At 63.2% G+C, this 25,043-nt stretch carries 32 protein-coding genes and 1 pseudogene; 13 read left to right on the forward strand and 20 right to left on the reverse strand.

The features are described from left to right. From LB559_RS16870 to LB559_RS16880, 3 genes are all read right to left on the reverse strand, one after another. Window positions 1–990, reverse strand: coding sequence for a TAXI family TRAP transporter solute-binding subunit (locus LB559_RS16870; RefSeq protein WP_024501713.1), 990 nt, complete (start codon window positions 988–990; stop codon window positions 1–3). A 274-nt stretch (window positions 991–1,264) separates the two neighbouring features. Further along, window positions 1,265–1,411 carry a hypothetical protein gene (locus LB559_RS16875; protein WP_263499075.1) on the reverse strand — a complete coding sequence of 49 codons (147 nt, stop codon included), beginning with the start codon at window positions 1,409–1,411 and terminating at the stop codon, window positions 1,265–1,267. A gap of 31 nt (window positions 1,412–1,442) precedes the next feature. Next, window positions 1,443–1,799 (reverse strand): hypothetical protein, encoded by a 357-nt coding sequence (locus tag LB559_RS16880; protein ID WP_024501714.1) that lies wholly within the window; start codon window positions 1,797–1,799, stop codon window positions 1,443–1,445. Between the two features lie 257 nt (window positions 1,800–2,056). Between LB559_RS16880 and LB559_RS16885 the strand changes: the two genes are divergently transcribed. Then, entirely contained in the window at window positions 2,057–2,497 is a 441-nt protein-coding gene (locus tag LB559_RS16885) for a hypothetical protein (protein ID WP_024501715.1), read from the forward strand. A gap of 3 nt (window positions 2,498–2,500) precedes the next feature. On the opposite strand, the gene LB559_RS16890 is transcribed toward LB559_RS16885, so the two are convergent. Further along, a complete protein-coding gene (locus LB559_RS16890) occupies window positions 2,501–4,123 on the reverse strand; it encodes an ABC-F family ATP-binding cassette domain-containing protein (RefSeq protein ID WP_027160816.1) in 1,623 nt (540 codons plus the stop codon). 281 nt (window positions 4,124–4,404) lie between these two features. Here LB559_RS16890 and LB559_RS16895 point away from each other — a divergent pair, with 281 nt between their 5' ends. Further along, window positions 4,405–4,686, forward strand: a complete 282-nt coding sequence (locus LB559_RS16895) for a hypothetical protein (protein WP_224674551.1) — start codon at window positions 4,405–4,407, stop codon at window positions 4,684–4,686. A 90-nt stretch (window positions 4,687–4,776) separates the two neighbouring features. On the opposite strand, the gene LB559_RS16900 is transcribed toward LB559_RS16895, so the two are convergent. Together LB559_RS16900 and LB559_RS16905 are read right to left on the reverse strand one after the other, a co-directional pair. After that, window positions 4,777–5,910: a transporter substrate-binding domain-containing protein gene (locus LB559_RS16900; protein WP_224674552.1), complete on the reverse strand. Its 1,134-nt coding sequence runs from the start codon at window positions 5,908–5,910 to the stop codon at window positions 4,777–4,779. A 240-nt stretch (window positions 5,911–6,150) separates the two neighbouring features. Next, a pseudogene (locus LB559_RS16905) lies at window positions 6,151–6,749 on the reverse strand (YdeI/OmpD-associated family protein). Window positions 6,750–7,013: 264 nt separating this feature from the next. Between LB559_RS16905 and LB559_RS16910 the strand changes: the two are divergent. Continuing rightward, entirely contained in the window at window positions 7,014–7,625 is a 612-nt protein-coding gene (locus LB559_RS16910) for a hypothetical protein (RefSeq protein ID WP_164919900.1), read from the forward strand. 21 nt (window positions 7,626–7,646) lie between these two features. On the opposite strand, the gene LB559_RS16915 is transcribed toward LB559_RS16910, so the two are convergent. Next, window positions 7,647–8,120, reverse strand: a complete 474-nt coding sequence (locus tag LB559_RS16915; protein ID WP_224674553.1) for a cupin domain-containing protein — start codon at window positions 8,118–8,120, stop codon at window positions 7,647–7,649. A 65-nt stretch (window positions 8,121–8,185) separates the two neighbouring features. On the opposite strand from LB559_RS16915, the gene LB559_RS16920 reads away from it, so the two are divergent. Both LB559_RS16920 and LB559_RS16925 read left to right on the forward strand, forming a co-directional pair. After that, the gene (locus tag LB559_RS16920; protein WP_024501721.1) at window positions 8,186–8,647 is read left to right on the forward strand and encodes a MarR family winged helix-turn-helix transcriptional regulator; all 462 of its coding nucleotides are present in this window, start codon (window positions 8,186–8,188) and stop codon (window positions 8,645–8,647) included. A gap of 129 nt (window positions 8,648–8,776) precedes the next feature. Further along, the gene (locus tag LB559_RS16925; protein WP_224674554.1) at window positions 8,777–9,505 is read left to right on the forward strand and encodes an SDR family oxidoreductase; all 729 of its coding nucleotides are present in this window, start codon (window positions 8,777–8,779) and stop codon (window positions 9,503–9,505) included. 16 nt (window positions 9,506–9,521) lie between these two features. Here the strand turns inward: LB559_RS16925 and LB559_RS16930 are convergent, their stop codons facing one another. Together LB559_RS16930 and LB559_RS16935 are read right to left on the reverse strand one after the other, a co-directional pair. Then, a complete protein-coding gene (locus tag LB559_RS16930; RefSeq protein ID WP_224674555.1) occupies window positions 9,522–10,496 on the reverse strand; it encodes a LysR family transcriptional regulator in 975 nt (324 codons plus the stop codon). 15 nt (window positions 10,497–10,511) lie between these two features. Then, window positions 10,512–11,417: a S1C family serine protease gene (locus LB559_RS16935; RefSeq protein ID WP_013530631.1), complete on the reverse strand. Its 906-nt coding sequence runs from the start codon at window positions 11,415–11,417 to the stop codon at window positions 10,512–10,514. A gap of 195 nt (window positions 11,418–11,612) precedes the next feature. On the opposite strand from LB559_RS16935, the gene yghU reads away from it, so the two are divergent. Continuing rightward, window positions 11,613–12,479, forward strand: a complete 867-nt coding sequence (gene yghU, locus LB559_RS16940; protein ID WP_013530630.1) for a glutathione-dependent disulfide-bond oxidoreductase — start codon at window positions 11,613–11,615, stop codon at window positions 12,477–12,479. An 84-nt stretch (window positions 12,480–12,563) separates the two neighbouring features. On the opposite strand, the gene LB559_RS16945 is transcribed toward yghU, so the two are convergent. Both LB559_RS16945 and LB559_RS16950 read right to left on the reverse strand, forming a co-directional pair. Then, complete coding sequence (locus tag LB559_RS16945; protein ID WP_013530629.1) at window positions 12,564–12,866, reverse strand: DUF1236 domain-containing protein; 303 nt, start codon at window positions 12,864–12,866, stop codon at window positions 12,564–12,566. Between the two features lie 619 nt (window positions 12,867–13,485). Next, window positions 13,486–13,704 carry an exopolysaccharide production repressor protein gene (locus LB559_RS16950; protein WP_224674556.1) on the reverse strand — a complete coding sequence of 73 codons (219 nt, stop codon included), beginning with the start codon at window positions 13,702–13,704 and terminating at the stop codon, window positions 13,486–13,488. 327 nt (window positions 13,705–14,031) lie between these two features. Between LB559_RS16950 and LB559_RS16955 the strand changes: the two genes are divergently transcribed. The 4 genes from LB559_RS16955 to LB559_RS16970 all read left to right on the forward strand — a co-directional run bounded on the left by LB559_RS16955 (window position 14,032) and on the right by LB559_RS16970 (window position 15,873). Next, window positions 14,032–14,319 (forward strand): hypothetical protein, encoded by a 288-nt coding sequence (locus LB559_RS16955; protein WP_063168625.1) that lies wholly within the window; start codon window positions 14,032–14,034, stop codon window positions 14,317–14,319. Between the two features lie 279 nt (window positions 14,320–14,598). Further along, window positions 14,599–14,841: a hypothetical protein gene (locus tag LB559_RS16960; protein WP_224674557.1), complete on the forward strand. Its 243-nt coding sequence runs from the start codon at window positions 14,599–14,601 to the stop codon at window positions 14,839–14,841. 442 nt (window positions 14,842–15,283) lie between these two features. Next, window positions 15,284–15,583: a DUF1236 domain-containing protein gene (locus tag LB559_RS16965; protein ID WP_013530625.1), complete on the forward strand. Its 300-nt coding sequence runs from the start codon at window positions 15,284–15,286 to the stop codon at window positions 15,581–15,583. A gap of 77 nt (window positions 15,584–15,660) precedes the next feature. Next, window positions 15,661–15,873, forward strand: a complete 213-nt coding sequence (locus tag LB559_RS16970; protein ID WP_013530624.1) for a hypothetical protein — start codon at window positions 15,661–15,663, stop codon at window positions 15,871–15,873. Between the two features lie 304 nt (window positions 15,874–16,177). Here LB559_RS16970 and LB559_RS16975 read toward each other — a convergent pair whose 3' ends face one another. Next, window positions 16,178–16,723, reverse strand: a complete 546-nt coding sequence (locus LB559_RS16975) for an isochorismatase family protein (protein WP_224674558.1) — start codon at window positions 16,721–16,723, stop codon at window positions 16,178–16,180. A 41-nt stretch (window positions 16,724–16,764) separates the two neighbouring features. After that, window positions 16,765–17,037 carry a hypothetical protein gene (locus LB559_RS16980; protein ID WP_224674559.1) on the reverse strand — a complete coding sequence of 91 codons (273 nt, stop codon included), beginning with the start codon at window positions 17,035–17,037 and terminating at the stop codon, window positions 16,765–16,767. A gap of 35 nt (window positions 17,038–17,072) precedes the next feature. Here LB559_RS16980 and LB559_RS16985 point away from each other — a divergent pair, with 35 nt between their 5' ends. Then, on the forward strand, window positions 17,073–17,162 hold the full coding sequence (locus tag LB559_RS16985) for a hypothetical protein (protein WP_081714185.1): 90 nt from the start codon (window positions 17,073–17,075) through the stop codon (window positions 17,160–17,162). Between the two features lie 202 nt (window positions 17,163–17,364). Then, window positions 17,365–17,475: a putative RiPP precursor gene (locus LB559_RS16990; protein ID WP_127365687.1), complete on the forward strand. Its 111-nt coding sequence runs from the start codon at window positions 17,365–17,367 to the stop codon at window positions 17,473–17,475. Window positions 17,476–17,534: 59 nt separating this feature from the next. Here the strand turns inward: LB559_RS16990 and LB559_RS16995 are convergent, their stop codons facing one another. Continuing rightward, window positions 17,535–18,731 carry a hypothetical protein gene (locus tag LB559_RS16995; RefSeq protein ID WP_063168628.1) on the reverse strand — a complete coding sequence of 399 codons (1,197 nt, stop codon included), beginning with the start codon at window positions 18,729–18,731 and terminating at the stop codon, window positions 17,535–17,537. Window positions 18,732–18,769: 38 nt separating this feature from the next. Here LB559_RS16995 and LB559_RS17000 point away from each other — a divergent pair, with 38 nt between their 5' ends. Continuing rightward, entirely contained in the window at window positions 18,770–18,913 is a 144-nt protein-coding gene (locus LB559_RS17000) for a hypothetical protein (protein ID WP_224674560.1), read from the forward strand. An 11-nt stretch (window positions 18,914–18,924) separates the two neighbouring features. On the opposite strand, the gene LB559_RS17005 is transcribed toward LB559_RS17000, so the two are convergent. The 6 genes from LB559_RS17005 to LB559_RS17030 all read right to left on the reverse strand — a co-directional run bounded on the left by LB559_RS17005 (window position 18,925) and on the right by LB559_RS17030 (window position 24,719). Next, window positions 18,925–19,695: an exodeoxyribonuclease III gene (locus tag LB559_RS17005; RefSeq protein ID WP_013530618.1), complete on the reverse strand. Its 771-nt coding sequence runs from the start codon at window positions 19,693–19,695 to the stop codon at window positions 18,925–18,927. Window positions 19,696–19,699: 4 nt separating this feature from the next. Further along, a complete protein-coding gene (locus tag LB559_RS17010; protein WP_063168629.1) occupies window positions 19,700–20,344 on the reverse strand; it encodes an alpha/beta fold hydrolase in 645 nt (214 codons plus the stop codon). Window positions 20,345–20,569: 225 nt separating this feature from the next. Further along, the gene (locus tag LB559_RS17015; RefSeq protein ID WP_224674561.1) at window positions 20,570–21,520 is read right to left on the reverse strand and encodes an alpha/beta hydrolase; all 951 of its coding nucleotides are present in this window, start codon (window positions 21,518–21,520) and stop codon (window positions 20,570–20,572) included. Continuing rightward, complete coding sequence (locus tag LB559_RS17020; RefSeq protein WP_224674562.1) at window positions 21,517–22,197, reverse strand: isochorismatase family protein; 681 nt, start codon at window positions 22,195–22,197, stop codon at window positions 21,517–21,519. Before LB559_RS17020 ends, LB559_RS17015 begins: the two co-directional genes overlap by 4 nt. A gap of 103 nt (window positions 22,198–22,300) precedes the next feature. Continuing rightward, window positions 22,301–23,605 carry a M24 family metallopeptidase gene (locus LB559_RS17025; protein ID WP_127385197.1) on the reverse strand — a complete coding sequence of 435 codons (1,305 nt, stop codon included), beginning with the start codon at window positions 23,603–23,605 and terminating at the stop codon, window positions 22,301–22,303. Window positions 23,606–23,750: 145 nt separating this feature from the next. Continuing rightward, window positions 23,751–24,719, reverse strand: a complete 969-nt coding sequence (locus LB559_RS17030; RefSeq protein WP_224674563.1) for a GlxA family transcriptional regulator — start codon at window positions 24,717–24,719, stop codon at window positions 23,751–23,753. Window positions 24,720–25,043: the final 324 nt, after the last annotated feature.

Here is a 25,043-nt window from a genome sequence, read left to right on the forward strand (position 1 = left end):
TTATTTCAGGGTGCCGACTTCCTTGTAGAATTTCTCTGCGCCGGGATGAAACGGAATGCCAGCGCTGGTAACCGCGTTCTGGAGCGTGATCAGCTTGCCCTTGGCGTGGCCTGCCTGCAGGGCCTTTTGGGTTTCGTCGCTGTAAAGCGACTTGACGATCTTGTAGACGAGGTCGTCGGTCTGCTTGGCGCTGGTCACCCATTGAGCGGCGACGGAAATGGTCTTGGTTTCGCCGACATTTTTGTAGGTGCCTTCCGGCACGGTATCGGTGGAGAAGAACTTCTGCTCGGACAGCAGCTTGTCGGCCTCGGGGCCGGTGATCGGCACCAGCGTGATGTTGTTGGTGGTGGCAAGCTCAACGATTGCGCCGGTCGGATAACCACCGACGAAGAAATAAGCGTCCATGGCGCCATCCTGCAGCCGCTCTCCGGCCGGGCCAGGCTTGAGATATTCGGGCTGCACGTCCTTTTCAGCCAGACCGTAAGCGCCAAGCACAAGTCGCGCATCGACGATGGTGCCGGAGCCCGGCTCGTCAAGAGAGACGCGTTTGCCCTTGAGATCCGCCACCGACTTAATGCCGGCGTCGGCACGCGCGACCAAATGGATCGTCTCGGGATAAAGCGTCGCGATGAGGCGCAGGTCGTCAACCTTGGGCTTGCCCTCATAGAGGCCGGTGCCCGAATGCGCCCAGTAGGCGACGTCGGATTGCGTGAAGCCCGATTCGGACGCGCCCGACTGGATGGCGCTGATGTTGGCCACCGAACCGTTGGAGGACGTGGCGGTGGCGACCAAGCCTTCGACGCCGGCCGCCCCGGTTGCCGAGATGGCGTTGGCGATCAGGCCGCCCACCGGATAGTAGGTGCCGGACGTTCCGCCCGTGCCGATGCGGAAAAACGCCTGCTGCGCGCGTGCCGGCGAAAATCCGGCCGCAGCCAAAGCCAGAGCGCCCGCGCCTATGGAAAAGGTGCGGCGGTTGATCGAAATAGTCATGCTACCTCCCAGTCTAAAAACCGGCAGGATGTTGCAGCGGCCAAGGTGTTGTCAACCTGTACACGCTTTTTGAGAGCGGATCGGTCCTCGCGGGCTGGCCGTGGCGCATCCTCAATAGGTGCAAATTTTGAAGAAGCACCAAAATTCGATCTGAGCCTTTATCATTGGTTGAACGGCAGTAGTTCGCATCCTTGCGCCAAAAAGCTGCCTGTCTGAATTCGGCCCAAACGCAGCCATTCACCTCAACCCGCCCCTATCTCTCCCTCCACAACCCTCAAATAAGCCGTCGCCTTGCCCCCTCCGGCATCTGCAGGATGGTCAAGAGCGTCGTCAGCACGGTCAGGATCAGGGCGCCGAGGATGGTGCCGGTGTAGACACCGCGGCCCCCGAAGATCGAGGTGCCGCCAATGACGGCGGCCACCCCGGCGCCTTCTGCCGGAAGGCGCGACAGTCTATGGATACTTGGTCGGCGGTACGGCAGGGTTCAAATCGCCCTGCAGTTCCTTCGGCAGCGGCAGGCTTGAGCATTGCAGGTGCACTTCGCGGGCGAACAGCTTTCGTTGCTTCTGCTCATGCTCCTTGATGGCTGCGACGAGCCCCATCGAGTATGGACCAAGCAAGACGCCGAAACCCCACCCCGGATGCTCTTTCTCGCGAGCCTCGTAATCCGAAGCCGCCCTGCGGGCCTGCTGGCATGCCGGGGAGGCCCATTTCTGGTCCTGCTGCGAAAGCGACGCCTCATAGTCGACCGGGGAGGTCGCGCACCCAGCCACTGCCGCAGTCAATGCGAGGCAGATTGCGTTTCTCATCCGAAGCCTCTCCTAAGCCTTGTGAAGGGCCTGCATAGACCTGTTCATCCCACAAGGCGATAGCTGCGGTGAGGTGCCCTCCCCACCCTCCGCAACCCGCCGCCCTCTCCCCGGCCTTCCCGCAGCCGGATGCGAACGATGCCTGGAACCAAATCACGGGGCCTGGAACCAAACCACGGGCGAGACTGTTCAGTTGTAGCTTTGATCCCACGCTGACATCCCGGCCGGCAAAGCGGCGACATTGAGGAGTTCTCACCATGAAGATTTCATCCGGATTTCGTTCCATCGCGGTTGCCGCCATCGCCACCGCAAGCATCGGCTTTGCCAGCGCCGCGCATGCCGACAGCGGCACCATCCGCTTCGCCGTCTACAAGGCGGCCTTCTTCGTCGGTGGCTCCGGAGGCGAAGGAACGCTGACCTTCCATGGCCGCCGCTATCCCATCTCGGTCGGCGGCGTCTCGGGCGGTCTCGCCTTCGGCGTTTCCAAGACCTATTTCCGAGGTACCGTGCGCCACATCAAACGTGCGCGGGATGTGACCGGGGTCTACGGTGCGGCTGGCGGTGGCGGCGCGCTTGGCAAAGGGGCCCAGGTGATCGTCATGACCAATGACAAGGGCGCCCAGCTCGAATTGACGGGCAGGCAGGTCGGCCTGCAGGTCAACGCCGACCTCAGCGGCATGAGCATCTCGCTGAGGTAGCCGTTAGCTCCTCAGGCCCGGCGCTTCCTGCCCCGTCCGCTCGACATATTCCGTATAGCCGCCGCCATAGGTGTGGATGCCTTCGGGCGTCAGTTCCAGCACGCGGTTGGAAAGCGCCGCCAGAAAATGCCGGTCGTGCGAGACGAACAGCATGGTGCCCTCATACTGCGAAAGTGCCGTGATCAGCATCTCCTTGGTGGCGATGTCGAGATGGTTGGTCGGCTCGTCCAGCACCAAAAGGTTGGGCGGGTCGAACAGCATCAGCGCCATCACCAGCCGCGCCTTCTCGCCGCCTGACAGCACACGGCATTTCTTCTCGATCTCGTCGCCGGAAAAACCGAAGCAGCCGGCGAGTGCCCGCAGCGGCGCCTGGCCGGCCTGGGGGAACGCGTCTTCCAGTGTCTGGAACACAGTGCGCTCGCCTTCCAGCACCTCCATGGCGTGCTGGGCGAAATATCCCATCTTGACACTTGGGCCCCGCGCGACCGTGCCGGTGTCGGGCTCGGAAGCGCCGGCGACCAGCTTCAGAAGCGTCGACTTGCCGGCGCCGTTGACGCCCATGATGCACCAGCGCTCGCGACGGCGGACCTGGAAATCGAGCCCCTCATAGATGCTGCGGCTGCCATAGCCCTTGTGGACGTTCTTCAGCGTGACGACATCCTCACCGCAGCGCGGCGCCGGCAGGAAATCGAAGGACACGGTCTGGCGGCGCTTCGGCGGCTCGACGCGGTCGATCTTGTCCAGCTTCTTCACCCGGCTCTGCACCTGCGCGGCATGCGAGGCACGCGCCTTGAAGCGCTCGATGAAGGCGATCTCCTTGGCCAGCATCGCCTGCTGGCGCTCGAACTGAGCCTGCTGCTGCCTGTCGGCGATCGCCCGCTGCTGCTGGTAGAATTCGTAGTTTCCGGAATAGGCGGTCAGCGAACCGGCGTCGATCTCGACCACCTTGTTGACGATGCGGTTCATGAACTCGCGGTCGTGCGAGGTCATCAACAGCGCGCCATCATAGTTCTTCAGGAAGGATTCCAGCCAGATCAGGCTCTCCAGGTCGAGATGGTTCGACGGCTCGTCGAGCAGCATGGCGTCGGGCCGCATCAACAGGATGCGGGCCAGCGCCACGCGCATCTTCCAGCCGCCGGACAGCTTTCCGACATCGCCGTCCATCATCTCCTGCGAAAAGCCGAGACCGTCCAGCACTTCGCGGGCGCGGCCATCCAGCGCATAACCGTCGAGTTCCTCGAAGCGGTGCTGCGCCTCGCCGTATTTTTCGATGATCTCGTCCATCTGGTCGGCCTGCTCGGGATCGGCCATGGCCGCCTCGAGCGCTGCCATCTCGGCCGCGACTTCGCTGACCGGCCCGGCGCCGTTCATCACTTCGGCGACAGCGCTGTGGCCTTCCATGTCGCCGACATCCTGGCTGAAATAGCCGATGGTGACGCCGCGATCGACCTGCACCTGGCCTTCGTCTGGCTGCTCCTGGCCGGTGATCATGCGAAACAGCGTCGTCTTGCCGGCGCCGTTCGGCCCGACGAGGCCGACCTTCTCGCCCTTCTGCAGGGACGCCGACGCTTCGATGAAGACAAGCTGACGGCCGTTCTGCTTGCTGATGCTTTCAAGTCTGATCATGCGGTGTCCGGGGAATTTTGCTTGCGTGAAACGATTTGCCCGGCGCCTTACGCGAAGGATAGCCGCAAAGGAAGAGGCGCAAGCGCCGCACACCGCCGATCTCCCCCTCGTGGGGGAGATTGGCAGCTTCACCGCCAGACACACTCCAGAAACAAGATTCAACATCCGGGAAAAACTCGCGAAAACATCGCCTGTCATAACCACCCTCGCGGCGGTCACGCGGCCTGCGGCACAACGCGAAGAAATGGTCCCGAAACATGCAACGACGTTCGACCGGATGGATGGGTGCCCTGACAGGCATTTCGCTCGCCGTGCTTGCGGTCGCACAGTCGGATGCGGCGGTCACACGGAGCGAATATTGCAGCCGGCTCGGTCTTCAACTCGAAGGAGCCATCCAGACCAAAGCCAAACCCGGTGCCAGTGCGAGCCAGATCGCCGAGGCAACGGCACTCCAGGACAAGGCGAACCGGTTCTGTGCCGAGCGCAAGCAGGCGCAAGGCATCCGGACCTATGCCAATGCCCTGAAACTTCTTGGCGTGACACCGGTCGACCTGGACCAGTGACACCAACCATCAATCCTGAAAGACAGGCCGCCACTCTCGGATAGCGACGGCGGTTCTTCCAGCGCATAGCACCGCTGAAATTGCTGCCGGCTACTTCTCGCCCAGATACTGGAAGACGGCCTGCTTCCACCAATCGCTTTCGATGGTCTGCAGGAGGGCGACATCGAGAGACTTGCGCAACGGGCTGCCGAGCGGCAGCGCAATGGCATATTGCTGCTGGTCGAACGTCGCATCGAGAACCTGCAGGCTTGTCGCGTAATTCTGCCCGACCAGCCAGCCAAGCAGCGGCTTGTCGTGCACCAGCGCGTCGATCTTGCCGGCGCGAAGCGCGTTGAGGCCTTGCTGGATCGAGGCAAAGTCCTGATGACGGATCTGGGTCGAATCCAGATAGGACGCCGTCGACGAGCTCTGCACCGCGCCGACCCTGACCGCGGCGAGATCGCTTTCGCCCTGCACCATGCCTTCCATCTGCGTCACCGTCAGCACCGATGTGACACCCGCGGTGAACACCGCGATCGCGATGATCGATCCCATCATCCAGAGCGCGGCCAGCACGCGCCCCGGCACGGTTCGCGGGCCGAAATCACCGGTGCTGGCCTGCGTCGCGGCGATGGTCGACCACCACATGCTGGAAAACAGTCCCTTGGCGACGCCGCCGCCGAAATCGTCATTGTGCCGGCGTTCGAACATCCAGATCAGGACGCCGACCACCACCGATATGATGACCAGCGCCAGAACCGCCTGCAGGAAGCCGAACGACGTCAGGGCATGCAGCACCGGCCGCCATGACGGCTGGTTGTTGAGCGGCGTCGCGATGCCGAGCCCGGTCGTGAAGAAGGGCTGCGTGAAGTCGACGGCCTTTTCGCGGTCGGCCGTGACCGTGATCGCGGCCATCGCCGCATCGAATCTGCCGCTGACGACGCCATCGATCTGGTCCTGCACGGCAGGCACTTCGACATAGTGGAAGCGCAGGTTGAGCCGCCCGGCTATTTTCTGCCAGAGGTCGATGCTCAATCCCGACCAGCTGCCGTCCTGCAGCTTGAACGCAAAAGGCGGCGCCTGTTTTATCCCGACCGAGATCTCTTTTGCCGGCGAGGCCGAGGGGGAAGCCACGTCGGGAGAAGGCTGATCGGGCGAAGTCTGGGCAAGCGTGACCCCGGCTCCCACACACGCGACGATGACAATGAGACCCAGCGCCATCGTCCACGAAGCAACTCTTCTCAACGGCAACGACTCCCAGCGACCGGTCCGCCGCTCGATCGTCGCGGCTTTCGAAGGGTAGCCGCCGTGCCCTCCTCCGTCCACCAGCGATGTCGTTGCTGAAGCGGCCGCGCCACACCGACCCCGAATTGCGCGAAAACAAGCAGTTGGAACAATTTCGCGATTCAAATCCTGAAGCGCTTCGCGCAACGAGGGATCCCGTGAGGACAGGCTTGCGGCGCCGAAGACGAATTCGCGCCAACCTCACTTCCTGCCTTGCGGATGGATCGTCTCACCACGCTTCAGCATTGCCACAAACGTCTCGATCTTCCTCTTGCGCCCAGCCTCGGTCTTCATGTTGTGAATGCGGAAGGCGAGCGCGAAGCGGTTTTGCGCGTTGAGTTTTTCAAGCATCGCCTTCGCAGCGGGTTCGGCGTCTATGGCTGCTTGCAAATCATCGGGAATTTTCATCTCCTTGCCGCTGCCATAGGCGCGCGCCCAGCGCCCGTCCGCCTTCGCCGCTTCGACCTGTTTGAGCCCATGCTCGGTCATGCGGCCCTCCTCGACCAGCCGCGCCACATTGTCGATGTTGATCAGGCTCCAGATGCTCTTCCTGCCGCGCGGCGTGTAGCGCTGCAGGAAGCTCTTGTCGTCCAACCCTTTGCGCACCGCATCGATCCAGCCGAAGCACAGCACCACGTCGATGGCTTGCTTGGGGGTGATCGATTTCAATCCCGACCCCACCTTGTGCATCTTGATCCAGACTTCGGCTTCCGTGGCGTGGTGCTGCTCAGCCAGGCGTAGAAGCCGGCAGGATCCGCGAATTCGTGGACCTTGGCGGGATCGACCTTGATCGGCGCCATCAGTCGGCCTGCCCGTTCGATGCTGTTGCCGCTCGCGTCATCGCTCTCACTGTCGTCCTGCCTCCGGCATCATGCCCATCGTCATTGGCCAGCATCGTGGCATGAATTGGTGTCAGTTTCCGGCAGCAGACTTGGCAGGCGCGGACGGCGTTCCTTCGCGCCCCTCGGCCCGAACATTTTTCTTCCCGCCCCACTGTAGAAAGTCCCGGAATACCTGCCATGCTCGTGCTCGGGCACGCCGTCTCGCTCCCGGGGGAATACGCCATGAAATCTCTGTTGCTCGCCTTTGTGTTGTTTCTCCCCACGGCCACCCTCGCCGAGCCGATCGAAACCCGGAAGATCATCACGGCTGTGACTGGCGATTTCAATGGCGACGGCGCCGTCGATCTTGCCATGGTGGTGGAGACCGAACCCGGCCATCCGATGGACGTCCACTTCTTCCTCAGGGACAAGGAGCACAATTACCTCAAACCCGTCGAGATCGTGCACGAGCAGATCCAAGGGGAATGGAACGGCTACGAGCGGGCGGGCTACGAGAACTCCGACACCGAGCCGGAACTGACGATGCTGCCCAACGGCTCGATCAAATTCTACCTGCCAGCGATGGAGATCGGCAGCGAACGGACCGACATGACGCTGACCATCGCCTGGCGCAATGATGCCTTCATCGTCGCCGGCTTCGCCTATGACCACTATGACTATTTGAAGGAGAATGCCGAAAGCGCCTGCGCGTACAATGTGCTGACCGGCAAAGGCACCAGCAGCGAAAAGCAGCCGGACGGCAGCACCAAGCACAGGACCGTCTCGGTCGAAGGCCAGACCATCGCCTTCAAGGACTGGAACCCCGGCACCACCTTCAGCGCTTGCGGCGCGTGATCGACGCCTCTTCGACCGACTTCAGCTTGGCGGCGGCGCTGCCGGCGTCAGCCCGTGGCGGCGCATGATATCCATCATCCCAGTCTTGTCCGGCGGACCGCCGGCGGCGGCGTGGAACATGGCGAATATCTCGCGGAAATAGTCCGGACCGATCGCCGCCGGTGTGACGACGCACAGCGCTTTCGCATCCGCGCTGCCATTGTTGTCGAAGCGATGGACTGCGCCACGCGGGATGCAAAGCGCTTCTCCCGGTCCGACCTCGATCGGCTTGCCGTCGACGGTCCAGGTCAGCACCCCTTCAATGCCGTAGATCGTCTCTTCGTAGTGATCATGGCTGTGCGCCGGCGCCAGCAGGCGCAGTCCGCTGGCAACCCTCAACTCAAAGGCGGCGATGCTGCCGTTCGAACTGTCGCCCGTCACCAGGAAGCGAATCGACAGCCCCTTGTCGCCGATGGTCTCATTGGCTGGATTGACCTGAAGATTCACGACCGACATTGCGCAAAGCCCTCCGGTAAATTACATTTACTCGCTATCAGTAAACTCAATTTACCGGATCGTCAATGCCCACCTCAACGGAAGTTCTACAGACCAAGACCGAGAACCTGCTGATCGGCGCCCTGCTGCGCGTGCCGGCACAAGCGATCCAGCGGCGGCTGATCAAGGAGCTCAACGCCGCCGGTTTCGACGAATTGCGCCTGCCGCATATGGCGGTGTTGCAGTTTCCCGGACCGGACGGCGCGCGGCCCGGCACCATCGCCGAGCGTGCCGGCATGAGCAAACAGGCCATCAACCAGCTGCTCAGCAGTCTCGAAGGGTACGGCTACCTCGTCCGCTCCGACATTCCCGGCGATGGCGGTGCGCGCGTGGTGCGATCCACGGAACGCGGTCATGCCGCGTTCTGGAAAATGGTCGATATCCTGCGCGACATCGAGGAGGAATGGCGCACCGAACTTGGGCCGGAGCGCTTTGCCCAGCTGAAAGCTCTGCTGTTTGTCGTCTGGGAAAGTCCGCTGGTGCGCTGAGCCAGAGACGGCGCTCGTCCGCCCTGCTCCATCGGCCTTTCCGATGGCACTATCGGTTTCTTCCGTTTCCTTCTGTCGCGCCGAACTGCCAATTCCTGCCCTTGTCCATCCAAGCAAAGGCAGAGCGAAATGAGCATTTCGAAACAGAAAATCCTGATCGTCGGCGGCGGCTCCGGCATGGGTCTGGCGCTGGCCCGGCACTGCGTGGAGGCCGGTGCGGCGGTTGTCATCGCCGGGCGCGGCCAAGACCGGCTGCGGCAGGCGCGCGAGGCGCTCGGCAATCCCGCCGGGCTGGAGACGGCCGTCGTCGACATCGCGCGCGAAGACCAGGTCTCGGCGCTGTTCGCAGCGATTGGCGGACTCGACCACATCGTCTGCACCGCAGCCGACATCGAAGGCGCCTACCGGCTGCTGCCGGAGCTTGACCTGAAGGCGGCGCAAAAGGTGGTGCAGAGCAAGCTGTATGGCCCGCTGCTGCTCGCCAAGCACGGTGCGCCGCGGCTGGCAGCATCCGGCTCCATGACCTTCGTCTCCGGTATCGCCGCCTATCGCCCAGCCGCGCGCGGCTCCGTCGTTGCTGCTGTCAACGCAGCGCTCGAAGGCCTCGTGCGGGCGCTGGCGGTCGAGTTGGCGCCGATCCGCGTCAATGCCGTGTCACCCGGCTGGGTCGACACCACGATCTGGGCGCAAGTGGCCGGCGACAGGAAGGAGGAGACGTTGGCCGCGATGGCCAAGCAGCTGCCGGTCGGGCGGATTGGCCAACCTGATGATATCGCCGACGCCATTGCCTTCCTGATCGGCAATGGCTTTACCACGGGAACGACGCTGCATGTCGAGGGCGGCCACCGCCTGATCTGAACCGCCGCTGCTTCCGTCAGGAGTTGTTTGCAAACAAGGCCTTGGAGCGGTTCGACGATTCAAGTCCTGAACCAGCCTTGGCGGGCTGCAGGGCCGGCACCAGCGTGTCCCGCGCGGCAGTGAGCAATTGCTTAAGCGCCGGCAGCTGGACGCGCCGGCGGCGCCAGATCATCACCAGCGGCGCCGTCCGCATCTGGCCGGGCCATCGCATTTCGACAATGTCGCCGCGTGCCAGCGCATCCGTGACGGCCAGACGTGGAACGAGGGCGAGCCCCGCGCCGGCCGCCACCAGCCGCGCAATGGCGCCGATGCTGCCGACCTCGTTGGCAAGTCTGGGTGCGGCAGCGCCCGCCTCGGCAAAGGCCGTGTCGAACATGTGTCGGTAGATACATCCGGGCTCCGTTGCCACGAACTGCAGTTCGCCAAGCGCGGCAAGGTCGCCTGGCACGCTGCCCTGCCCCGGAGCCGCGACCAGCACCAGCGGTTCGGCTGCTATCGTGCGCCTGGCGAAGTGTTTATCCGACGCGCCCTTCGCGAAATCACGGCGGTCGAAGCAGAACGCGACATCGATGTCGCCATCCTCCAATTGGCGCAGCAGCGCGCCGCTGCCCGCCACCTTCATCCGCACGGTGATGTCGGGATGGCCGGCCTGGAACCCGGGCAGCCAAGGCGCCAGCCTGGCCGACGCGATCGTCTCCAGCGCGCCGATGGTCAGGTGCCCGCTTGTCGAACCTGCCGCCGCCTGCACGGCCGCGCGCGCCTCGCCGTCGAGCCGCAACAAATCCTCGGCGATCGGCTGCAGCGCTAGGCCTGCCGGCGTCAGCTCGAGGCCCATTTTCGAGCGCGTGAACAGGGCAGCACCAAGCTCGGCCTCGAGCGCCAGGATCTGGTCGCTGACGCTCGATTGCGCGAGGTGGACCACTTCTGCGGCGCGTGTGATGTTGCGGCTCCGCGCCACCGCAAGGAAGGTTTTGAGCAGTCTTGGATGCATCGCGTGGCTGACGCGCTATTGCAGCTGCGGCTTCTTCAGAAAACTGCCGCGGTCGGCGGACTTGACGCGCAGCCAGGTTTCGCGGCCGTCGCGCAGCACCCGCATCGGAATCTCGGCACCGGCCGAGCCGCTCTCCCACAGCTTGCGATAGAAATCGGCGAGTCCATCGACCGCGCCGTCGCGGATGTCCGAGATGATGTCGCCCTGGCGCAGGCCAGCCTTGGCCGCCGGACCGCCTTCGGTCACGCTCATCACCACCACTCTGCCATCGCTTTCGGCCGACAGGGCGCCGAGCCATGGCCGCGGCGGCTTGGCGACCTGGCCGCGCGTCAGGAGATCGTCGAGTATGGGCGGCAACAGATCGATCGGCACCACCATGTTGATGTCGGCGACCTCGCCATTGCGGCTCATCTGCAGGCGCAGCGAACCGATGCCGAGCAGCGAGCCATCGGCGCCGAACAGCCCGGCACCGCCCCAGGACGGGTGCGCCGGCGCAATGAAGATCGCCTCGTCGAGCAGATACTCCCAATAGCCGGCGAATTCCTGCTTGGTGACAATCCTAGCCTGCACCGACTGGCCGATGCCGTCGGCCAGCACCACGGCGTCGCCGATCCTGGCCTTGCCGGCATCGCCCAGCGCCACCGCCGGCAGGCCGAGCGGCGCCAGCGCCTGCACCAGGCCGAAGCCCGATTCCTGGTCATAGGCCAGCGCGTGCGCGGGGATGACGCGGCCGTCATGGCTGGTCAGCCAGACCTCTTCCGCTTCGGTGATGAGATAGCCGATGGTCAGCACCAGCCCGTCATTGCGAATGACGACGCCGCTGCCTTCCCTGAGCGTGCCGAGCGCCCCGGCCGTAAAGGCATCTTCGGGAACAGTGGCCCGCACGGCAACGACCGAGCGCGGATTGGGATTGATGGTCATGCTTTTGTCCTGGGTGGGCTTTGGCGACATCGTCTATAGGTATGCCACGCAGGAGAAGGCGCAAGGGTAAGGAAGAGCCCAATTGCCGATGTTGGCACTGCGGGCATCGATAATAGTTCAACGCAAGTTGAACTTACACATCCGCAGCCCTAGTTAATGGCGACCTGCCATCCTTCCCCGACACGAGGCCACGAAATGACCGACTACACACCGCCGAAAGTATGGACCTGGAACAAGCCGAGCGGCGGAGCCTTTGCCAGCATCAACCGGCCGATCGCCGGGCCGACGCATGACAAGGAACTGCCTGTCGGCAAGCATCCGTTGCAGCTCTATTCGCTGGCGACGCCGAACGGCGTCAAGGTCACCGTCATGCTGGAAGAGCTTCTGGCGCGCGGCCACAAGGGTGCCGAATACGATGCCTGGCTGATCCGGATCAACGATGGCGACCAGTTCGGCAGCGGCTTCGTCGAGGTCAATCCAAACTCCAAGATTCCGGCCCTGATGGACCACAGTGGCACCACACCGGTGCGCATCTTCGAATCCGGCTCGATCCTGGTCTATCTCGCCGAAAAGTTCGGCGAATTCCTTCCGACCGAACAGCCGGCCCGCGCCGAGGTGCTGTCCTGGCTGTTCTGGCAGATGGGCTCGGCCCCGTATCTGGGCGGCGGCTTCGGCCACTTTTATGCCTATGCGCCGGAAAAGTTCGAATATGCCATCGATCGCTTCTCGATGGAGGTGAAGCGTCAGATGGACGTGCTCGACCGCCGGTTGGCCGAGACTGAATATCTCGGCGGCAAGGACTATTCCATCGCCGACATGGCGGTGTGGCCCTGGTATGGCGGGCTGGCACTCGGCCGCATGTACAATGATTCCGGCGAGTTCCTGTCGGTGCACGAGTACAAGCATGTGCAGCGTTGGGCGAAGGCCATCGACGCCCGCCCGGCAGTCAAGCGCGGCCGCATGGTCAACCGCGCCTTCGGTGAGCCTGCCATGCAACTGCATGAACGCCACGACGCCAGCGATTTCGAAACCAAGACGCAGGATAGACTGGCCGCCGAATAGGCCATCGCGGGTCGCGGCAAAGGAAACCCGCCCCGACGCGACGTTCGGGGCGGGTTTTTCCCAAGGTCCAGTACTGCGGGATCCCTAGTGTAGCACTTCAACAATCTGGCGGGTCTCCGGATCGACGAGGACCGTCTGGTCGTTGATCACCGCGACGCGGTATTTGACGTCGGGCACCTCACGCAGTTCGACCGTATCCGGCACCGACGAGCCGAGCTTGAGCTCGACGCCCAGAAGGTTCACCGAGGCAAGCGGTTCTCTCTTGATGTATTCGCGAACGACTGTCTCCTGCTCCGGCTGGACGACGACGACGTTTTCCGCCAGCGCCGCACCAATCCCGCCCATCAGGACGACGGCGGTCGCCGCGCTCGTAAGATAAAGTCTCATGGCCATCTCCTAGTGATAACTGAATTCCGCCCTCCATAAAAACTCCACCGCTGCCATGCGGTTCCATCGTAACTTCAGAATTGGAGATATTACGATTGCAGACTGGATATTGATTGGTTGCTGATCAAACGTTCGGCAGACAGCGTTCAAGAGTTTGAAAACTTGCACAGATATATACGGATATTTAGAGGGAAAAAATTCAATCTGAGCACCAGTGCGCCAAATCGGCCGCGCATCCGCCTCTTCATCTGGACGATTTGAAAGGCTTCGGCACGAAAAGGGCTCGCCCCGCCGGGAGCAGAGCGAGCCATAACAATACCGATGGAGGCGGCAACCTCATCGACACTGCCAGAGAACGCGAAGCATCAGCACTTGTTCCCAACCTGTCGGCCTGAACACAATGCGGAGCGGTCGCGCATGCGTCCTGTTCCCATGATAACGCTGGGCCGAAATCTCCAGCAGGGATATGCTCAGAAGGCGCCGTCTCAGCGACCAAACACCTTGCCGTCGGTCGTGATCGCGCTGGTGGCGACGTTCCCCGAGTTTGCCCGGGCGCACGCGCTCGAGTGGACGGCCTGGTATGGAAACGCCATTCCTGATCGGTCCCGGTCACCCGGTCTCAAAGCTGGACACCGTCGCGATGCAATGGCGGAAAGGCGTCTACCGGATCCTGGCTCGGCACGATGTCATGTGCGCGCCTGAAGATCAGCCTCACGACGAGCACGAAGTAGCCGACCTGCAGGACAAGCAGCGTCGCTATCGTCCAGGCAAATGCCTCCCAGAAGGAGCCGGTGGTCATATAGGTCCAGACCGCGACGATGACGGCCGTGGCTGACATTCCTACCAGAAACTGTCCAAAATACATGGTTTCCAAAACCGTCGAAACCGCGCCGGTTCCAACCAGTCCCTGCCTCATTTCATTTCCCGCGGACAACATTTCATTATTTTAGCAACTTCGCAAGTAAAGGGTCAGTCGCCGCAATGCGTTCTCCATTTGCGCGGCAACTTGGCAACTGTGCGGGCCGCGGCCGCGGTGCTGGCGGGGCTGGGCTGACACGCCAGCCGTCGACAATCCAGAAGCACGCCCGGTCTTTGCACTTCGGGTCCGGAACAAACGCCGGCACGCCGAGTTTCGCCTCCAGTTCTTCAACGATTGGAGGCCAGCATGGCACCTCGCAACAAACCAAGCGCCGACATCGAAGATGACGCACCGAGGGCGGATGGGCCGACCATCGAGCAGCAGGATTGGGATGCAATCAAGGGCGGCGAGATCCTGCCAGAGTCCGCGCCGGAAAACGGCGACATGCGTTACGGCGTCGAAAAAGACGGCGATCTGCCGGACGAGGACGACGATAACGCGTACCAGGACAGCGACGACGCCCTCCCCGATGATGAGGAAGAAGCCGCAATCACGCACGATCAGACCCGAGAGGGCGGATTCGACGAGACGTGAGCTATTCGTCGCCCGAGACATGACTGCCTGTTGTTGAACTTGCCAAAGCCACATTTTCTATGCCCGGTTCGCGGGCGATTTTGCTTGGCCAGCTAAGTTTTCCGCCCAGGCAATATATCAGGTTTACCTAAAGTAACGGAACATCCAAGGGACATTATCGGAACTGAACAAGGCCCCTTGGACCTTTGCGCTCGGCAGATAAGACCTTGGTCCTACAGGAAAAAGCAAAAGCCCAAAGTGACCGATTGAGGCTTCCAACGAGGGAACATCGGGCCTCGCTTGTCGTTTGTCGCAGAACTCGGCACCGCCGGGTGTCTGGAGAACGCCGCGATGGCCCACCGATCCACCATCATCAAGACAGGCTATGGCCCAGGAACGGCGATTGCCGTGCTCATGGTTGGATTGACGGCGGTGGGCATCGTGTTCCTCATTCTCGGCAGTTCGCTTTACTTCAGCGAGCAGCCTACGGATCAACGTGTCTTGTCTTCGCCGCCGGCTCGATCGATACACACGGCCCGATAGCCGAGCGGCAAACTGGACGAGCAACTGCTGGACGATAGCGACGAGCAGGCCGGCGTATGGTGAAGATAGAGGGTTCGCCAGGCGCCGAAGCGGCTTGCGAACCCTCTCAGCGCAGGAAGGGACGTTGCTGCGCCGATCGACGACATGTCAGCCAAGGGCTATTCCCATCACCAGAAAGGTAACGGCTGTCGCGAAAATCGGTGCGAGCAACCAGCGCGCTTGGCCAACACTTTTGTCCATCTGTTTCTCCGAATTCCGGGAGACAAACAGCCGTGAACAGAGAGCCGTTCCCGTCGGTAAGACCAATGCGCTCTCGGGCCAGACTTAAGTCGCAGACAGCATCCGACCGAAGCCCAATCTGAGGAACATTTTCAGTTGGCTCAAGTTCAGTTGCCGTCAGCGTTGGACGATCTTGTCATGCTGACTCGCAAGGAGAAACAGTATGAAAATGCACCTAACGGGCGCCGCAGCGGCGCTGTTGCTGTTGGCCGGAGTGGGCGCCGTTGCCGCTCAGGACGTTGTCATCCAGCCTGAACAGGACACGGTCATCCGCGAGTATGTGAAGAAGCAGCCCCTCGCTTCGGTCAAGATTCCCGGCGTGGAACTGAATGTTGGTAGCGCGTTGCCGGACACGGTCGAGCTTCATGAGATCCCCGACGTCAAATACCGCTACGTGGTGGTCGACAACCGCACCGTCCTGGTGGATCCGGGCACCCGCAAGATCGTCAAGGTCTACGACTGAACTTGGAATTGTCCCAAACCCGCCGCCAGCCATGGCGGCGGGTTGCCCATGTCAGTTTCCAATCAGGACGAGTGAAGATGATAAGCAAAGCTGTGACATCCCCTGCTTTGGGCGTTCGCCTGGCCGATCTCCAGGCCCGGATGCGCGATGCGCGGGTGACGGATGCCGAAATGAAAACCTTTCAAAAGGTCGCGGCCATCATGGAAGATCGTCACGGCCGGATCGATGGCGACGACCTGATTGCGGTGTCGTTCCTCGCCGATCCGGTGCAGCACCGGCAAACGCCTTGAACGACATTCCCAATAACCAGCAGACTTTTTGACTCCCGGACCGGGAAAGCGCGCCGCAAGTCTCAGCCGAATCCGCCCTTTTGCTCCGGCCTATTCCGCTTTCGCGGAAGTTTCGAGCGGCACGCAATGTGCAATGTTGCTAATGCGGCGGTACGAGCCGCCCTGGTTGACGCGGGCGCCCGAGCCATCCCAACAATGCGCCCCCCCGTCCGCGTCGACCACGGCAGGCGCCCGGCGCTGTCTTCCCTCGCGAAGTCCTCAAGCCGGCCTGCCTGATAATGCGGCCTGCGGCAACGTTCGGGCTTCAGCCGCCGACAAGCGCCTTTGTGGTCACCAGATTGACGCCGGCCTCGGCGAATTCGCCATTGTGCCTGATGATGACCTGCTCGGCACTCTCGCTGGCATTGTCCAGCGTGCTGTGCGCATCGGACACCACGGTCACGCCGAGCCCTCTGGCGATCGCGCCCTTGATCGTCGCGGCCACGCAAAAATCGGTCTGCGCGCCCAGGAGCACGACAGCACCCGCACCGGCAACCCAGTCGCCGAAAGCGGGATTGCTGAAAGCATCGCGCACGAATTTGGCAAAGGTCGGCTCGTCCGCAGCTTGGCCAAGTGCGGGCCAAACCGGCCAGCCCGGCTGATCCGGTGCCAACGGATCGCCTTCGGGTCCATCATGCCTGACAAATGCGACCTTGCGCCCGCCGCCCCGCGCCCAGTCGATCACCGCTTTGGTGCGCTCGACTATGCCTGGCGCATCATGGATCGGCGGTTCGTGCACGCCGTCGAACATACCGGTCTGGAGATCGATGACGATGAGCGGCGCGTTGTCTGGGAGGCTGGATGCTGGCATGGGCTTTACATAGCACGGCGGACAAGGTGATCAAGATTTGCTCATTCCGACGCGCCGGCAAACAGCACGACGCCGTCACCGCCGTCGGGCGGCCAGTCGCGGGTGGTGCGATCATTGCCGCAGTCAGCACCGCGGCGGACGCCCGCATAGATGGGGCCGGTCTTGCTGTCGAACAGCGCGATCTGGTGGCCGGTGTCCATGCCCCATAGCCGGGCCGTGCCGTCGAGCGAGCCGGAGGCCAGGCGCTGGCCGCCAGCCGATAGCGCCAGGAGGGCCGCCGTCGGCGTCCGGCTTGGTTGACACATATCGCGCATCTGCCATGCTCGCCGAGGATTCTGGAGAGATCACGATGAAGAAGACTTACGCGAAGCCGACCTTCGTCAAGAAGGGCAAGCTTTCCGCCGTCACGGCAAACGCCCCGAGCAGCGTCACGCTTTAATCCGGCGCATCTCTGGCGGATCGCGCCGGCGCTGGAGAGCAAACTCCAGGTGCAATTGGTTTTGGGATGGCCCGAAACAAAAAATAGGGACCCTGGCCCTTGTCGCGCATTGTTGGGTTTATTGTTTGTTGCTTTCAGCTCGCATGGTTGACAGATGGCCGCAGCATGGCATCATCAGGCTGGAATTTTAGGAGAGTCTGATATGAAAAAGATTTATGTGAAGCCGTCGTTCTTGAAAAAGGACCGTCTGTCGGCGATCACAGCGTTAAGCGGCGCCTCTATTATTATTTCAAACGGCGCCGCGCCGCTCTGACCGTAAACGCACCCCGATTGAGCGGGGCGAAATTCGCTCCGCTTTGGCATGCCCAAATCTCAGCGTGTCAGGACCAAATCGTCCACGACCATTTGCCAATAGTGCTTCGTCGACAGGCGAACACGCGTTACAGCTTTGAGCATTGGAGCGTAGTGCAACGGCGTCAGCGCCGACAGCGTGATCTGATCGCTTGCAATCAGCTGCTCGCCAAGCCAGCTTTCGATCAGCGCCACCTCCCCTTCCGACGCCAGCCAGGCGGCGCTCAGCATGACCGAGTGAAAGCCGAACGGCCGTTCGCAGCTGAATTCGGCAGGCAGCCCGCTGCTGGTGTAGAGCACATGGTCACCGGAGACGTTGCCATTGACATAGCCCTGGCTGTCCTTGGTGTAGTCGCGCGCCATCGCATTCAGGTTGCGCCACGCCAATCCGGCATGACCGGCCGGAATTTTCCTGAAGGTGCGCGACGTCACATCGTCGAAACCGATCGTTTCGAGAGCGGCATCAGTGGCAATGCCGGCGCGTTGCGCGGACAGCAGGCCGAGATCAGCCGAGTAGGGCGACAGCGTCAGCCGCCGCTCCAAGCCTTCGCCACTGATGCTGACCGTGTCGGCTTCTTCAGCCAGGTCGAAGCTGAAGACGGCACCCGGCGCCAGTGTCCGCGCCTCCAGGACGTGCCCGTCCCCCGACACGGAGAGGGTCGCGGGTCCATCGCCGGCAACGCGCCCGCTGACGCGGCGCGGCGGCGCCAGACCGACCGGCAGCAGCATCTCCTGTGATACCATCCCGGCCGGCGAACCCGGCAGCGGCAGGAAGTGTCGGGACTGAATGTCGTTTTCGCTTTTCGCCTGCCAGCCGGGCGGCACCGAAACCACAAAGCGCCAGTTGCCCGGCTTGCGGATCACGGCCTTTCTGCTTTTCACCGACATGGGGAAATTGGCAAAGCCGGCATTGTTGGTGCGCGCGGACGCGGCGAGCTTGCCGGCTTCGTCATACAGCCGCACCATGATCCCGGCCATCGGCCGGTCTCCGGCGCCGTATTTGCCGTCGCGATCGACATCGAAATAGACGAAGGACGAGTAATTGAGCATGCCCCCGCGGCCGCTCCAGTCGGTGCGGACGGCATAGTCGGCAGCCGGATTGGTCTGCCGCCGTCCCTTGCGGCGGCTGCGCTTCCGCCACAGCCGCCAGGACACGACAGCTGCCGCAAGCACCACAAGGGCGGCGAACAGTATCTCGACAGCGCCCAGGTCAGGCATGGAGCCTCCTTTCACAGATCTCGTGGAGGATTGCGTTCATGGGCGATCCGGCTGCGTTGGAATACTTTGCCGACAGGTTATTGCATGTCGGCCAAAAGCGAACCCGGGTTTGGGACAGCGACATGCATCAAGACAAAAGACTTAAAGCGCGTTGCATGGATCCGTTCAAGCGCGACGAATGAAAGCAGTCGCCTTACTTCAATTCCACCCACACCGGCGCATGGTCGCTGGCACCGTCCTCGCCGCGCACGTCGCGATCGATGCCGGCGGCGGTCAGGCGGCGTGCCAGTTTCTTCGACAGCAGGATGTGATCGAGCCGGAGGCCCGCATCGCGCGGCCAGCGGTTGCGGCGATAGTCCCAGAATGTATAAAGCGTTTCCTTCGGATGCTTCTTGCGCAGGGCATCAAGCCAACCCTGGTCGAGCAGGCGCCGGAACGACGCCCGGCTTTCCGGCTGCACCAGCGCGTTGTCGTCATAGGAGCGGGTGGCGTAGATATCGCGCGGCTCGGGCACGATGTTGTAGTCGCCGGCCAGCACCACCGGCAGGCCGGTGTCGAGCAACTGTTCGGCATGCGCCTCCAGCCGCGCGTGCCAGGCGAGCTTGTAGGCGAATTTCGGGCCGGGCTGGGGATTGCCGTTCGGCGCATAGAGGCAAGCGACGACAATGCCATTCACCGCCGCCTCGATGTAGCGGCTCTGCCTGTCGGCTTCGTCGCCGGGCAAGGCATCGCGGGTCAACACGGGCTCGGCACTCCGCGCCAGGATGGCAACGCCGTTCCAGGTCGGCTCGCCCTTCCACACCGCGCCATAGCCGGCCGCCGCCAATGCCGAGCGCGGAAACTGCATGTCGCGTGCCTTCAGCTCCTGCAGGCACACGACATCGGGCTTTGCCACAGCCAGCCATGTCAGCAGGTTTTCAAGCCGGCTGTTGATGTTGTTGATGTTGAAGGAGGCGATCTTCATCGCTTCAGGAAGCGATCCGACCCGACCACGCCTTGACCGTCTCGGCCAGCGTCTTCAGATGATCGGCGGTCGAAAACCCCGAAACACTCTTGCGAGGCTTGAGATCGTGGTCGCCGTCCTCCAGCCAGATCACCTCGACGCGATCGGAAAGGTCATAAGTCGCAACCTCGTCCCTGGTGCCGAACTCGTCGCGGGTGCCCTGGAAGATCAGCGTCGGTGTCTTGAGATCGGCGAGGTGTTTGGTCCGCAATTGATCGGGCTTGGCCGGCGGATGGAAGGGATAGCCGAGGCACAGCAGGCCTGAAATCTCGCCCTTGGCAAACATCTCGTCGGCGACCATCGAGGCGACGCGCCCGCCCATCGACTTGCCGCCGATGACGAGCGGGCCGGTCACGCCCTTCGCCCTGAGGTCGGCTATCGCCTTGATATATTCCGGGTTGACCGTCTCGGCCCGCGGCGGCGGCTTGCGGTGGCCGTAGCGGCGGGCAGCCATATAGTGGAACTCGAAGCGCGCGACCTGGAAGCCGGCCGCGGCCAGCGCCTTGGCGGTGGCGGTCATCGAGGGGGAATCCATCGCCGCGCCCGCGCCATGGGCGAGCAGGATGGTGACCGGGGCACTGTCGGGACCGTCGAAGAGAAAGGTGGTCATGGTCTGATGTCCTGCGCGACGGCGACGCTGCCACTCTTCCCCCTCGTGAGGGAGATGCCCGGCAGAGCAGAGGGGGGCGTGAAGAAATGCCAGCCTTCGGTCAAGCTTGCGTGCGGGAAAACGCTCCGAAATTGGCCGATCTGTTGGCGGGACAGCGCCCCCCTCTGCCCTGCCGGGCATCTCCCCCTCAAGGGGGGAGATTGGCGCTTTACCGTCGGCAACTGCTCAATACGGCCACTCGCCCCTGCCCAGCGCGCCAACCGCGCCGACAATCCGCGCAAACGCTTCCGCGGCTGCCGGCACCGTGGTGCGGGCACGCAGGAAGCTGTGCACCAGCCTCGGCTCTTCGTGCCACCACGCCTTGCCGCCGGCGGCCACAATGCGGTCGCGGTAGGTCTCGCCATCCGACGACAGCGGGTCGCATTCGGCGGTGACGATCACCGTCGGCGGCAGGCCGGTGAAATCCTTGTCGCGCAGCGGCGCAAAAGTCGGATCGTCCAGCGATTGGCGCCTGGCCGAACGGACGTCGCGGTAGAAGGCGATGTCGGCCACCGACAGCAGCGGCGCGTCGGCGTGTTCGATGTAGGAGCCGGCACGCTCGTCGCCGCCGAGCTCGGGGTAGATCAGCACCTGGCCAATGGCAGCGCTGGCGTGGCGGCGCGTCGCCTGCGCCACCGCCGCGGCGAGATTGCCGCCGGCGCTTTCACCGCACAGCACCAGCGGCAGGCCTGATCTCGCCGCTGCCCATTCGAAGGCGGCCACCGCATCTTCGAAGGCGGCGGGATGGAGATGCTCCGGCGCCAGCCGGTAATCGACCGACAGCACGTCGAAACCTGTGCCGGCGCAGAGCTCGGCGCAGATGTCGTCATGGCTTTCGAGCCCGCCGAGGATGAAGCCGCCGCCGTGGTAGTAGATCACCATCGCCTGGGCGGCGTTGCCCTCGAGCCGGTAGCGCCGGACCGGGATGTCGCGGCCGCCGGCGGCGATCAGCCCGTCGCTGGCCTTGACGCCGGCCGGGCGGCCCTGGTGGAAGGCCCGGCTCATCCTGTCGTAGACAGCGCGCTGCTTGTCGATCGGCAGGCCGATGATTTCGGGCGGATACCAGGCGTTGACGGCGTCGATATAGGCCCATAGCGCCGGGTCGAGCCTTGTTTCGTATTTGCCGCGCGCCGTCATAGGTCGGCGTAGAGCGCGGCCGCGTTGTCGAAGCTGAAGCGCAGCGGCACCGAGCCTTCGACCTGCCAGGCGGTGACGCTTTCGCCGGCCAGCAGCCGGCAGGCACCATCGGTGTCGGTGACGGCGCCGCCATAGAGCCGGTTGGCGAGGTTGAGGATACCGGTCTGGTGCATGGCCGCGCTGCCGCTGCCGCATGCATCCTTGACCAGCAACACGCGAAAGCCTTTTGCCACCGCATCCTTGACCGTCGCGTCGATGCAGGCCTCGGTCCAGACGCCCGATACAACCAGCCATTCGATGCCTGAAGACTTGATGTCGCGCGCCGCCGGGCCGCAGCGGAAGGCGCTGGCCTCGGCCTTGATCAGCAGCGCCTCGCCCTTGGCCGGCGCCACCTCATGGCAGATCTCGGTCAGCGGATCGCTCTTGTCGGAAAAGGCCGACTTGCCGTCCTCGCCGAGCGGATGAAACGGGCGGTCCTGGCTGTCGAGATCGACGATGTAGGCCCAGTGGTAGAGCGGCACATGGTTCTGCCGCGCCGCCGCCTGCAGGCGCAGGACGTTGGCGAGGATGCTGCTGAAGCCTTCAACCAGATAACGCGGGTCCTGCCGGTGCTCTTCCTGCAGGTCGATGAAGATCGCGGCCACGGTGCCGCGCTTGATGGAGATGGGCGTTTTCATGCGGCGCCTGTGTGATGCATGGGCGAGGCAGTCAAAGACCCTTCCGTATGCCGGCGGGACAGAGGGGGGCGCCAGGCAACGAGGCGCTCATTGGTTGCCCGTCTCAAACCTGCGTCTCCAGAAACTCGTCCTCATAAGGAAAGCGCGACAGAAGCTCCGTGCCCGTCTCGGTGATCAGGATCTCGTCCTCCAGCTTGACGCCCTCGCGGCCGCCCTTTTCGCCGATATAGCTTTCGACGCTCACCACCATGCCTGGCACGATATGGCCGTCGCGGCCATAGGTCTCGTAATCCATGGCATGCGCGATGAACGGTGTCTCGCCATGCATGCCGACGCCGTGCATGACCGAGGTGTAGCGCTGGTCGACGAAACGGTCGGGGATCTTCCACGCCTGCTCGGCGATCTCGCGGAAGGCCATGCCGGGCTTGACGATCGAAATGTTGTGCTGAACCTGGTCATGCGCCATGCGGTAGAGCGACTTCTGGTAAGGGGTCGGCTTGCCTGGCCCGCAGCGGAAGGTGCGCGAGAAATCCGAATAATAGCCGTAGCAGCCGATGGTGTCGGTATCGAGCGCCAAGAGTTCGCCGGGGCGGATCTTGCGGCCGCTGGCCTCGTTGAACCAGGGGTTGGTGCGCTGGCCTGATGTCAGCAGCCGCGTCTCGATGAACTCGCCGCCCTGGCGGATGACCTCGCCATACATGATGGCGAACAGGTCGTTTTCGGAAACGCCGGGCTTGATCGCCTCACGCACCGCATAGACGGCGGCCTCGGCGCCGGCCATCGACACCTGCAGGCATTTCACTTCCTCCGGCGTTTTCACCGCGCGCACCGCCAAAATCTCGCCCTGGCAATCCCTGACCTCACAGCCGCGCTTTTCCAGCGCCAGCGCCTGCAGATGGCTGCAGCGGTCGAGGCCGAGCTTCATCGAGCCGCCGCCATGCTTTTTCAAAAGCTCGGCGATCTCGTCGGCGAACGGACCTGCGGTCTCGTCGTCGCGGCCCGAGACCGACGACCAGACCAACTTGGAAGGCCGCGCCTCGTCGATCGTGTCGAGCACCATGGAGACATGATAGCTCTGCGGATATTCGAACAGCACGATCGGCCCGTCGGTCGGGATAAAGAAATAGCGGGTCGAGTTGCGCAGGAAATAGCCGAACATGTTGCGCGAGCCGGTGGCGTAGCGCTGGTTGTACGGATCGAACAGCACCACGCCGCCATAGCCGGCCTCGCGCATCCAGCCGCGCAGCTTGGCCAGCCGGCCCTTGCGCAGTGCGTCGGCATCGATGAAGGACGGTTCGGTGTCCGACAGCCACATGCCGCCGGCCGGATCGGCCGCCGCGGGGTGGCGCATGCGGTCCTTGAAGTCCACGTCCTCGGTGCTGTCGGGGTCGAAAACGACGATGCTCATGGGCTCGGCCTTGGCTGGGTTGCGAGGTCGGAGCATGGCGCAAGAGGGGCGGGAGGATTGTGCGGAAAACCGCAGCTGTTGTGCGGGATGCCGCTGGCCTAACAAGAGATGCGCTAACCTCTCATCGCGTCAGCGAGCGCCAAGCCTAATGCCGTCGCGCCAGCTTCGGCGGATGGCCATGCTCCTCGCGAAACGCCCGGGCAAAACTCGACATCGAGGCAAACCCACATGCCAGCGCTACGTCGCGCACGGCGAGCGTCGAATGCGCCAAAAGATCGGCGGCGCGTTTGAGCCTCAGGCGCCGGTAATAGCCATTGGGCGAGATGGCGAGTTCGGAGCGGAAGGAGCGCTCGAGCTTGTCTGAGGACACGCCGAGCTTCGCGGTCAGCTCGGCCATGCCGAGCCGTTCCTCGACCGCATCCTCCATGATGGCGATGGCCGACAGCACCAGCTCGTTCTGGACCCCGGTGCGCAGGCGCAGCGGCATCATCTTGCGGTCGATGCGGGTGCGCAGCTGGCTGTGCACGAACCATTCGGCGACGCCGGCGGCAAGCTCGGCGCCGTAGTCGCGGGTGATGATCTCCAGCATCATGTCGAGGCTGCCGACGCCGCCGGCCGAGGTGAAGCGCTTGCGGTCGATGACATAGAGGTCGCGCCTGAGCTCGATGTTGGGGAAGGCTTCGGTGAAGGCGGCCTGGCTGGTCCAGTGCAAGGTGCAGGCATGGCCGTCGAGCAGGCCGGCGCGCGCCAGGAAGAACGCGGCATCCGCCACCGCACCGATATGGGCGCCATTGCGCAGGCTCTTGCGGATCCAGTGTGCCGCGTCCTCGGCGACGAGGTGATCGGCATCGCCGCCCGAGCAGACGACGATGCGGTCGACCTTCGGGGCATCCTCGGCGTAAAAGCCCGGCTGGATGACGACGCCGTTCGACGCCTCGACCGCACCTTTCGTGCCGCCGACGATGATCCAGCGATAGCATTGCCGTTTCGCCAGGACATTGGCGGCGCGCAGCGGCTCGATGACCGAGCTGAACGCCATCATCGGAAAACCTGGGAACACCAGCACGGCGAAAGTGAGGGGTTCAGTGGGCTTGGGTGGTTCGCGCGTGGCCATGGGGCGCTACATTTCGGGCAGATGGGGTTCGGGGTCAATTGGCCGGTCCATCATCATGAGACGTCGGCGCCGCCCCTTGCCCTTCCTCTCCCCCGTCGATCGGGGGAGAGGTGTCGAGCGAAGCTCGACGGAGTGGGGGTCGACCCTCGCCGCGCGCCTGAGGTCTCTTGCTCGTCAGATTGTGCCTGTCTTGCGGCGACTGCGCGTCTGCGAACGCCTTCCCCCACTCCGTCTCGGCTTCGCCGAGCCACCTTGTATCTACACGAGAGAGATTTCGTGGGATTAGAGCGATTGAGCCAAGGTCCGGGTGGCCGCCCGGACCTT

The sequence above is a fragment of the Mesorhizobium sp. BR1-1-3 genome (assembly GCF_020165455.1).
Classification (GTDB): domain Bacteria; phylum Pseudomonadota; class Alphaproteobacteria; order Rhizobiales; family Rhizobiaceae; genus Mesorhizobium; species Mesorhizobium ciceri.

Excerpts from the sequence above, each read along its gene's own strand:
- LB559_RS16880 (WP_024501714.1), bottom strand. The coding sequence starts at position 1,799 with ATGAGAAACGCAATCTGCCTCGCATTGACTGCGGCAGTGGCTGGGTGC.
- LB559_RS16985 (WP_081714185.1), top strand. The coding sequence starts at position 17,073 with ATGAAGAAGACTTACGCGAAGCCGACCTTCGTCAAGAAGGGCAAGCTT.
- LB559_RS17025 (WP_127385197.1), bottom strand. The coding sequence starts at position 23,605 with ATGAGCATCGTCGTTTTCGACCCCGACAGCACCGAGGACGTGGACTTC.
- LB559_RS16950 (WP_224674556.1), bottom strand. The coding sequence starts at position 13,704 with ATGTCAGCCACGGCCGTCATCGTCGCGGTCTGGACCTATATGACCACC.
- LB559_RS16990 (WP_127365687.1), top strand. The coding sequence starts at position 17,365 with ATGAAAAAGATTTATGTGAAGCCGTCGTTCTTGAAAAAGGACCGTCTG.
- LB559_RS16870 (WP_024501713.1), bottom strand. The coding sequence starts at position 990 with ATGACTATTTCGATCAACCGCCGCACCTTTTCCATAGGCGCGGGCGCT.
- LB559_RS16895 (WP_224674551.1), top strand. The coding sequence starts at position 4,405 with ATGGGTGCCCTGACAGGCATTTCGCTCGCCGTGCTTGCGGTCGCACAG.
- LB559_RS17030 (WP_224674563.1), bottom strand. The coding sequence starts at position 24,719 with ATGGCCACGCGCGAACCACCCAAGCCCACTGAACCCCTCACTTTCGCC.
- LB559_RS17010 (WP_063168629.1), bottom strand. The coding sequence starts at position 20,344 with ATGACCACCTTTCTCTTCGACGGTCCCGACAGTGCCCCGGTCACCATC.
- LB559_RS16945 (WP_013530629.1), bottom strand. The coding sequence starts at position 12,866 with ATGAGACTTTATCTTACGAGCGCGGCGACCGCCGTCGTCCTGATGGGC.
- LB559_RS16935 (WP_013530631.1), bottom strand. The coding sequence starts at position 11,417 with ATGACCATCAATCCCAATCCGCGCTCGGTCGTTGCCGTGCGGGCCACT.
- LB559_RS16930 (WP_224674555.1), bottom strand. The coding sequence starts at position 10,496 with ATGCATCCAAGACTGCTCAAAACCTTCCTTGCGGTGGCGCGGAGCCGC.
- LB559_RS16995 (WP_063168628.1), bottom strand. The coding sequence starts at position 18,731 with ATGCCTGACCTGGGCGCTGTCGAGATACTGTTCGCCGCCCTTGTGGTG.
- LB559_RS16975 (WP_224674558.1), bottom strand. The coding sequence starts at position 16,723 with ATGCCAGCATCCAGCCTCCCAGACAACGCGCCGCTCATCGTCATCGAT.
- LB559_RS16955 (WP_063168625.1), top strand. The coding sequence starts at position 14,032 with ATGGCACCTCGCAACAAACCAAGCGCCGACATCGAAGATGACGCACCG.
- LB559_RS16915 (WP_224674553.1), bottom strand. The coding sequence starts at position 8,120 with ATGTCGGTCGTGAATCTTCAGGTCAATCCAGCCAATGAGACCATCGGC.
- LB559_RS16925 (WP_224674554.1), top strand. The coding sequence starts at position 8,777 with ATGAGCATTTCGAAACAGAAAATCCTGATCGTCGGCGGCGGCTCCGGC.
- LB559_RS16965 (WP_013530625.1), top strand. The coding sequence starts at position 15,284 with ATGAAAATGCACCTAACGGGCGCCGCAGCGGCGCTGTTGCTGTTGGCC.
- LB559_RS16920 (WP_024501721.1), top strand. The coding sequence starts at position 8,186 with ATGCCCACCTCAACGGAAGTTCTACAGACCAAGACCGAGAACCTGCTG.
- LB559_RS16980 (WP_224674559.1), bottom strand. The coding sequence starts at position 17,037 with ATGCGCGATATGTGTCAACCAAGCCGGACGCCGACGGCGGCCCTCCTG.
- yghU (WP_013530630.1), top strand. The coding sequence starts at position 11,613 with ATGACCGACTACACACCGCCGAAAGTATGGACCTGGAACAAGCCGAGC.
- LB559_RS16910 (WP_164919900.1), top strand. The coding sequence starts at position 7,014 with ATGAAATCTCTGTTGCTCGCCTTTGTGTTGTTTCTCCCCACGGCCACC.
- LB559_RS17015 (WP_224674561.1), bottom strand. The coding sequence starts at position 21,520 with ATGACGGCGCGCGGCAAATACGAAACAAGGCTCGACCCGGCGCTATGG.
- LB559_RS17000 (WP_224674560.1), top strand. The coding sequence starts at position 18,770 with ATGGGCGATCCGGCTGCGTTGGAATACTTTGCCGACAGGTTATTGCAT.
- LB559_RS16970 (WP_013530624.1), top strand. The coding sequence starts at position 15,661 with ATGATAAGCAAAGCTGTGACATCCCCTGCTTTGGGCGTTCGCCTGGCC.
- LB559_RS16890 (WP_027160816.1), bottom strand. The coding sequence starts at position 4,123 with ATGATCAGACTTGAAAGCATCAGCAAGCAGAACGGCCGTCAGCTTGTC.
- LB559_RS16885 (WP_024501715.1), top strand. The coding sequence starts at position 2,057 with ATGAAGATTTCATCCGGATTTCGTTCCATCGCGGTTGCCGCCATCGCC.
- LB559_RS17005 (WP_013530618.1), bottom strand. The coding sequence starts at position 19,695 with ATGAAGATCGCCTCCTTCAACATCAACAACATCAACAGCCGGCTTGAA.
- LB559_RS17020 (WP_224674562.1), bottom strand. The coding sequence starts at position 22,197 with ATGAAAACGCCCATCTCCATCAAGCGCGGCACCGTGGCCGCGATCTTC.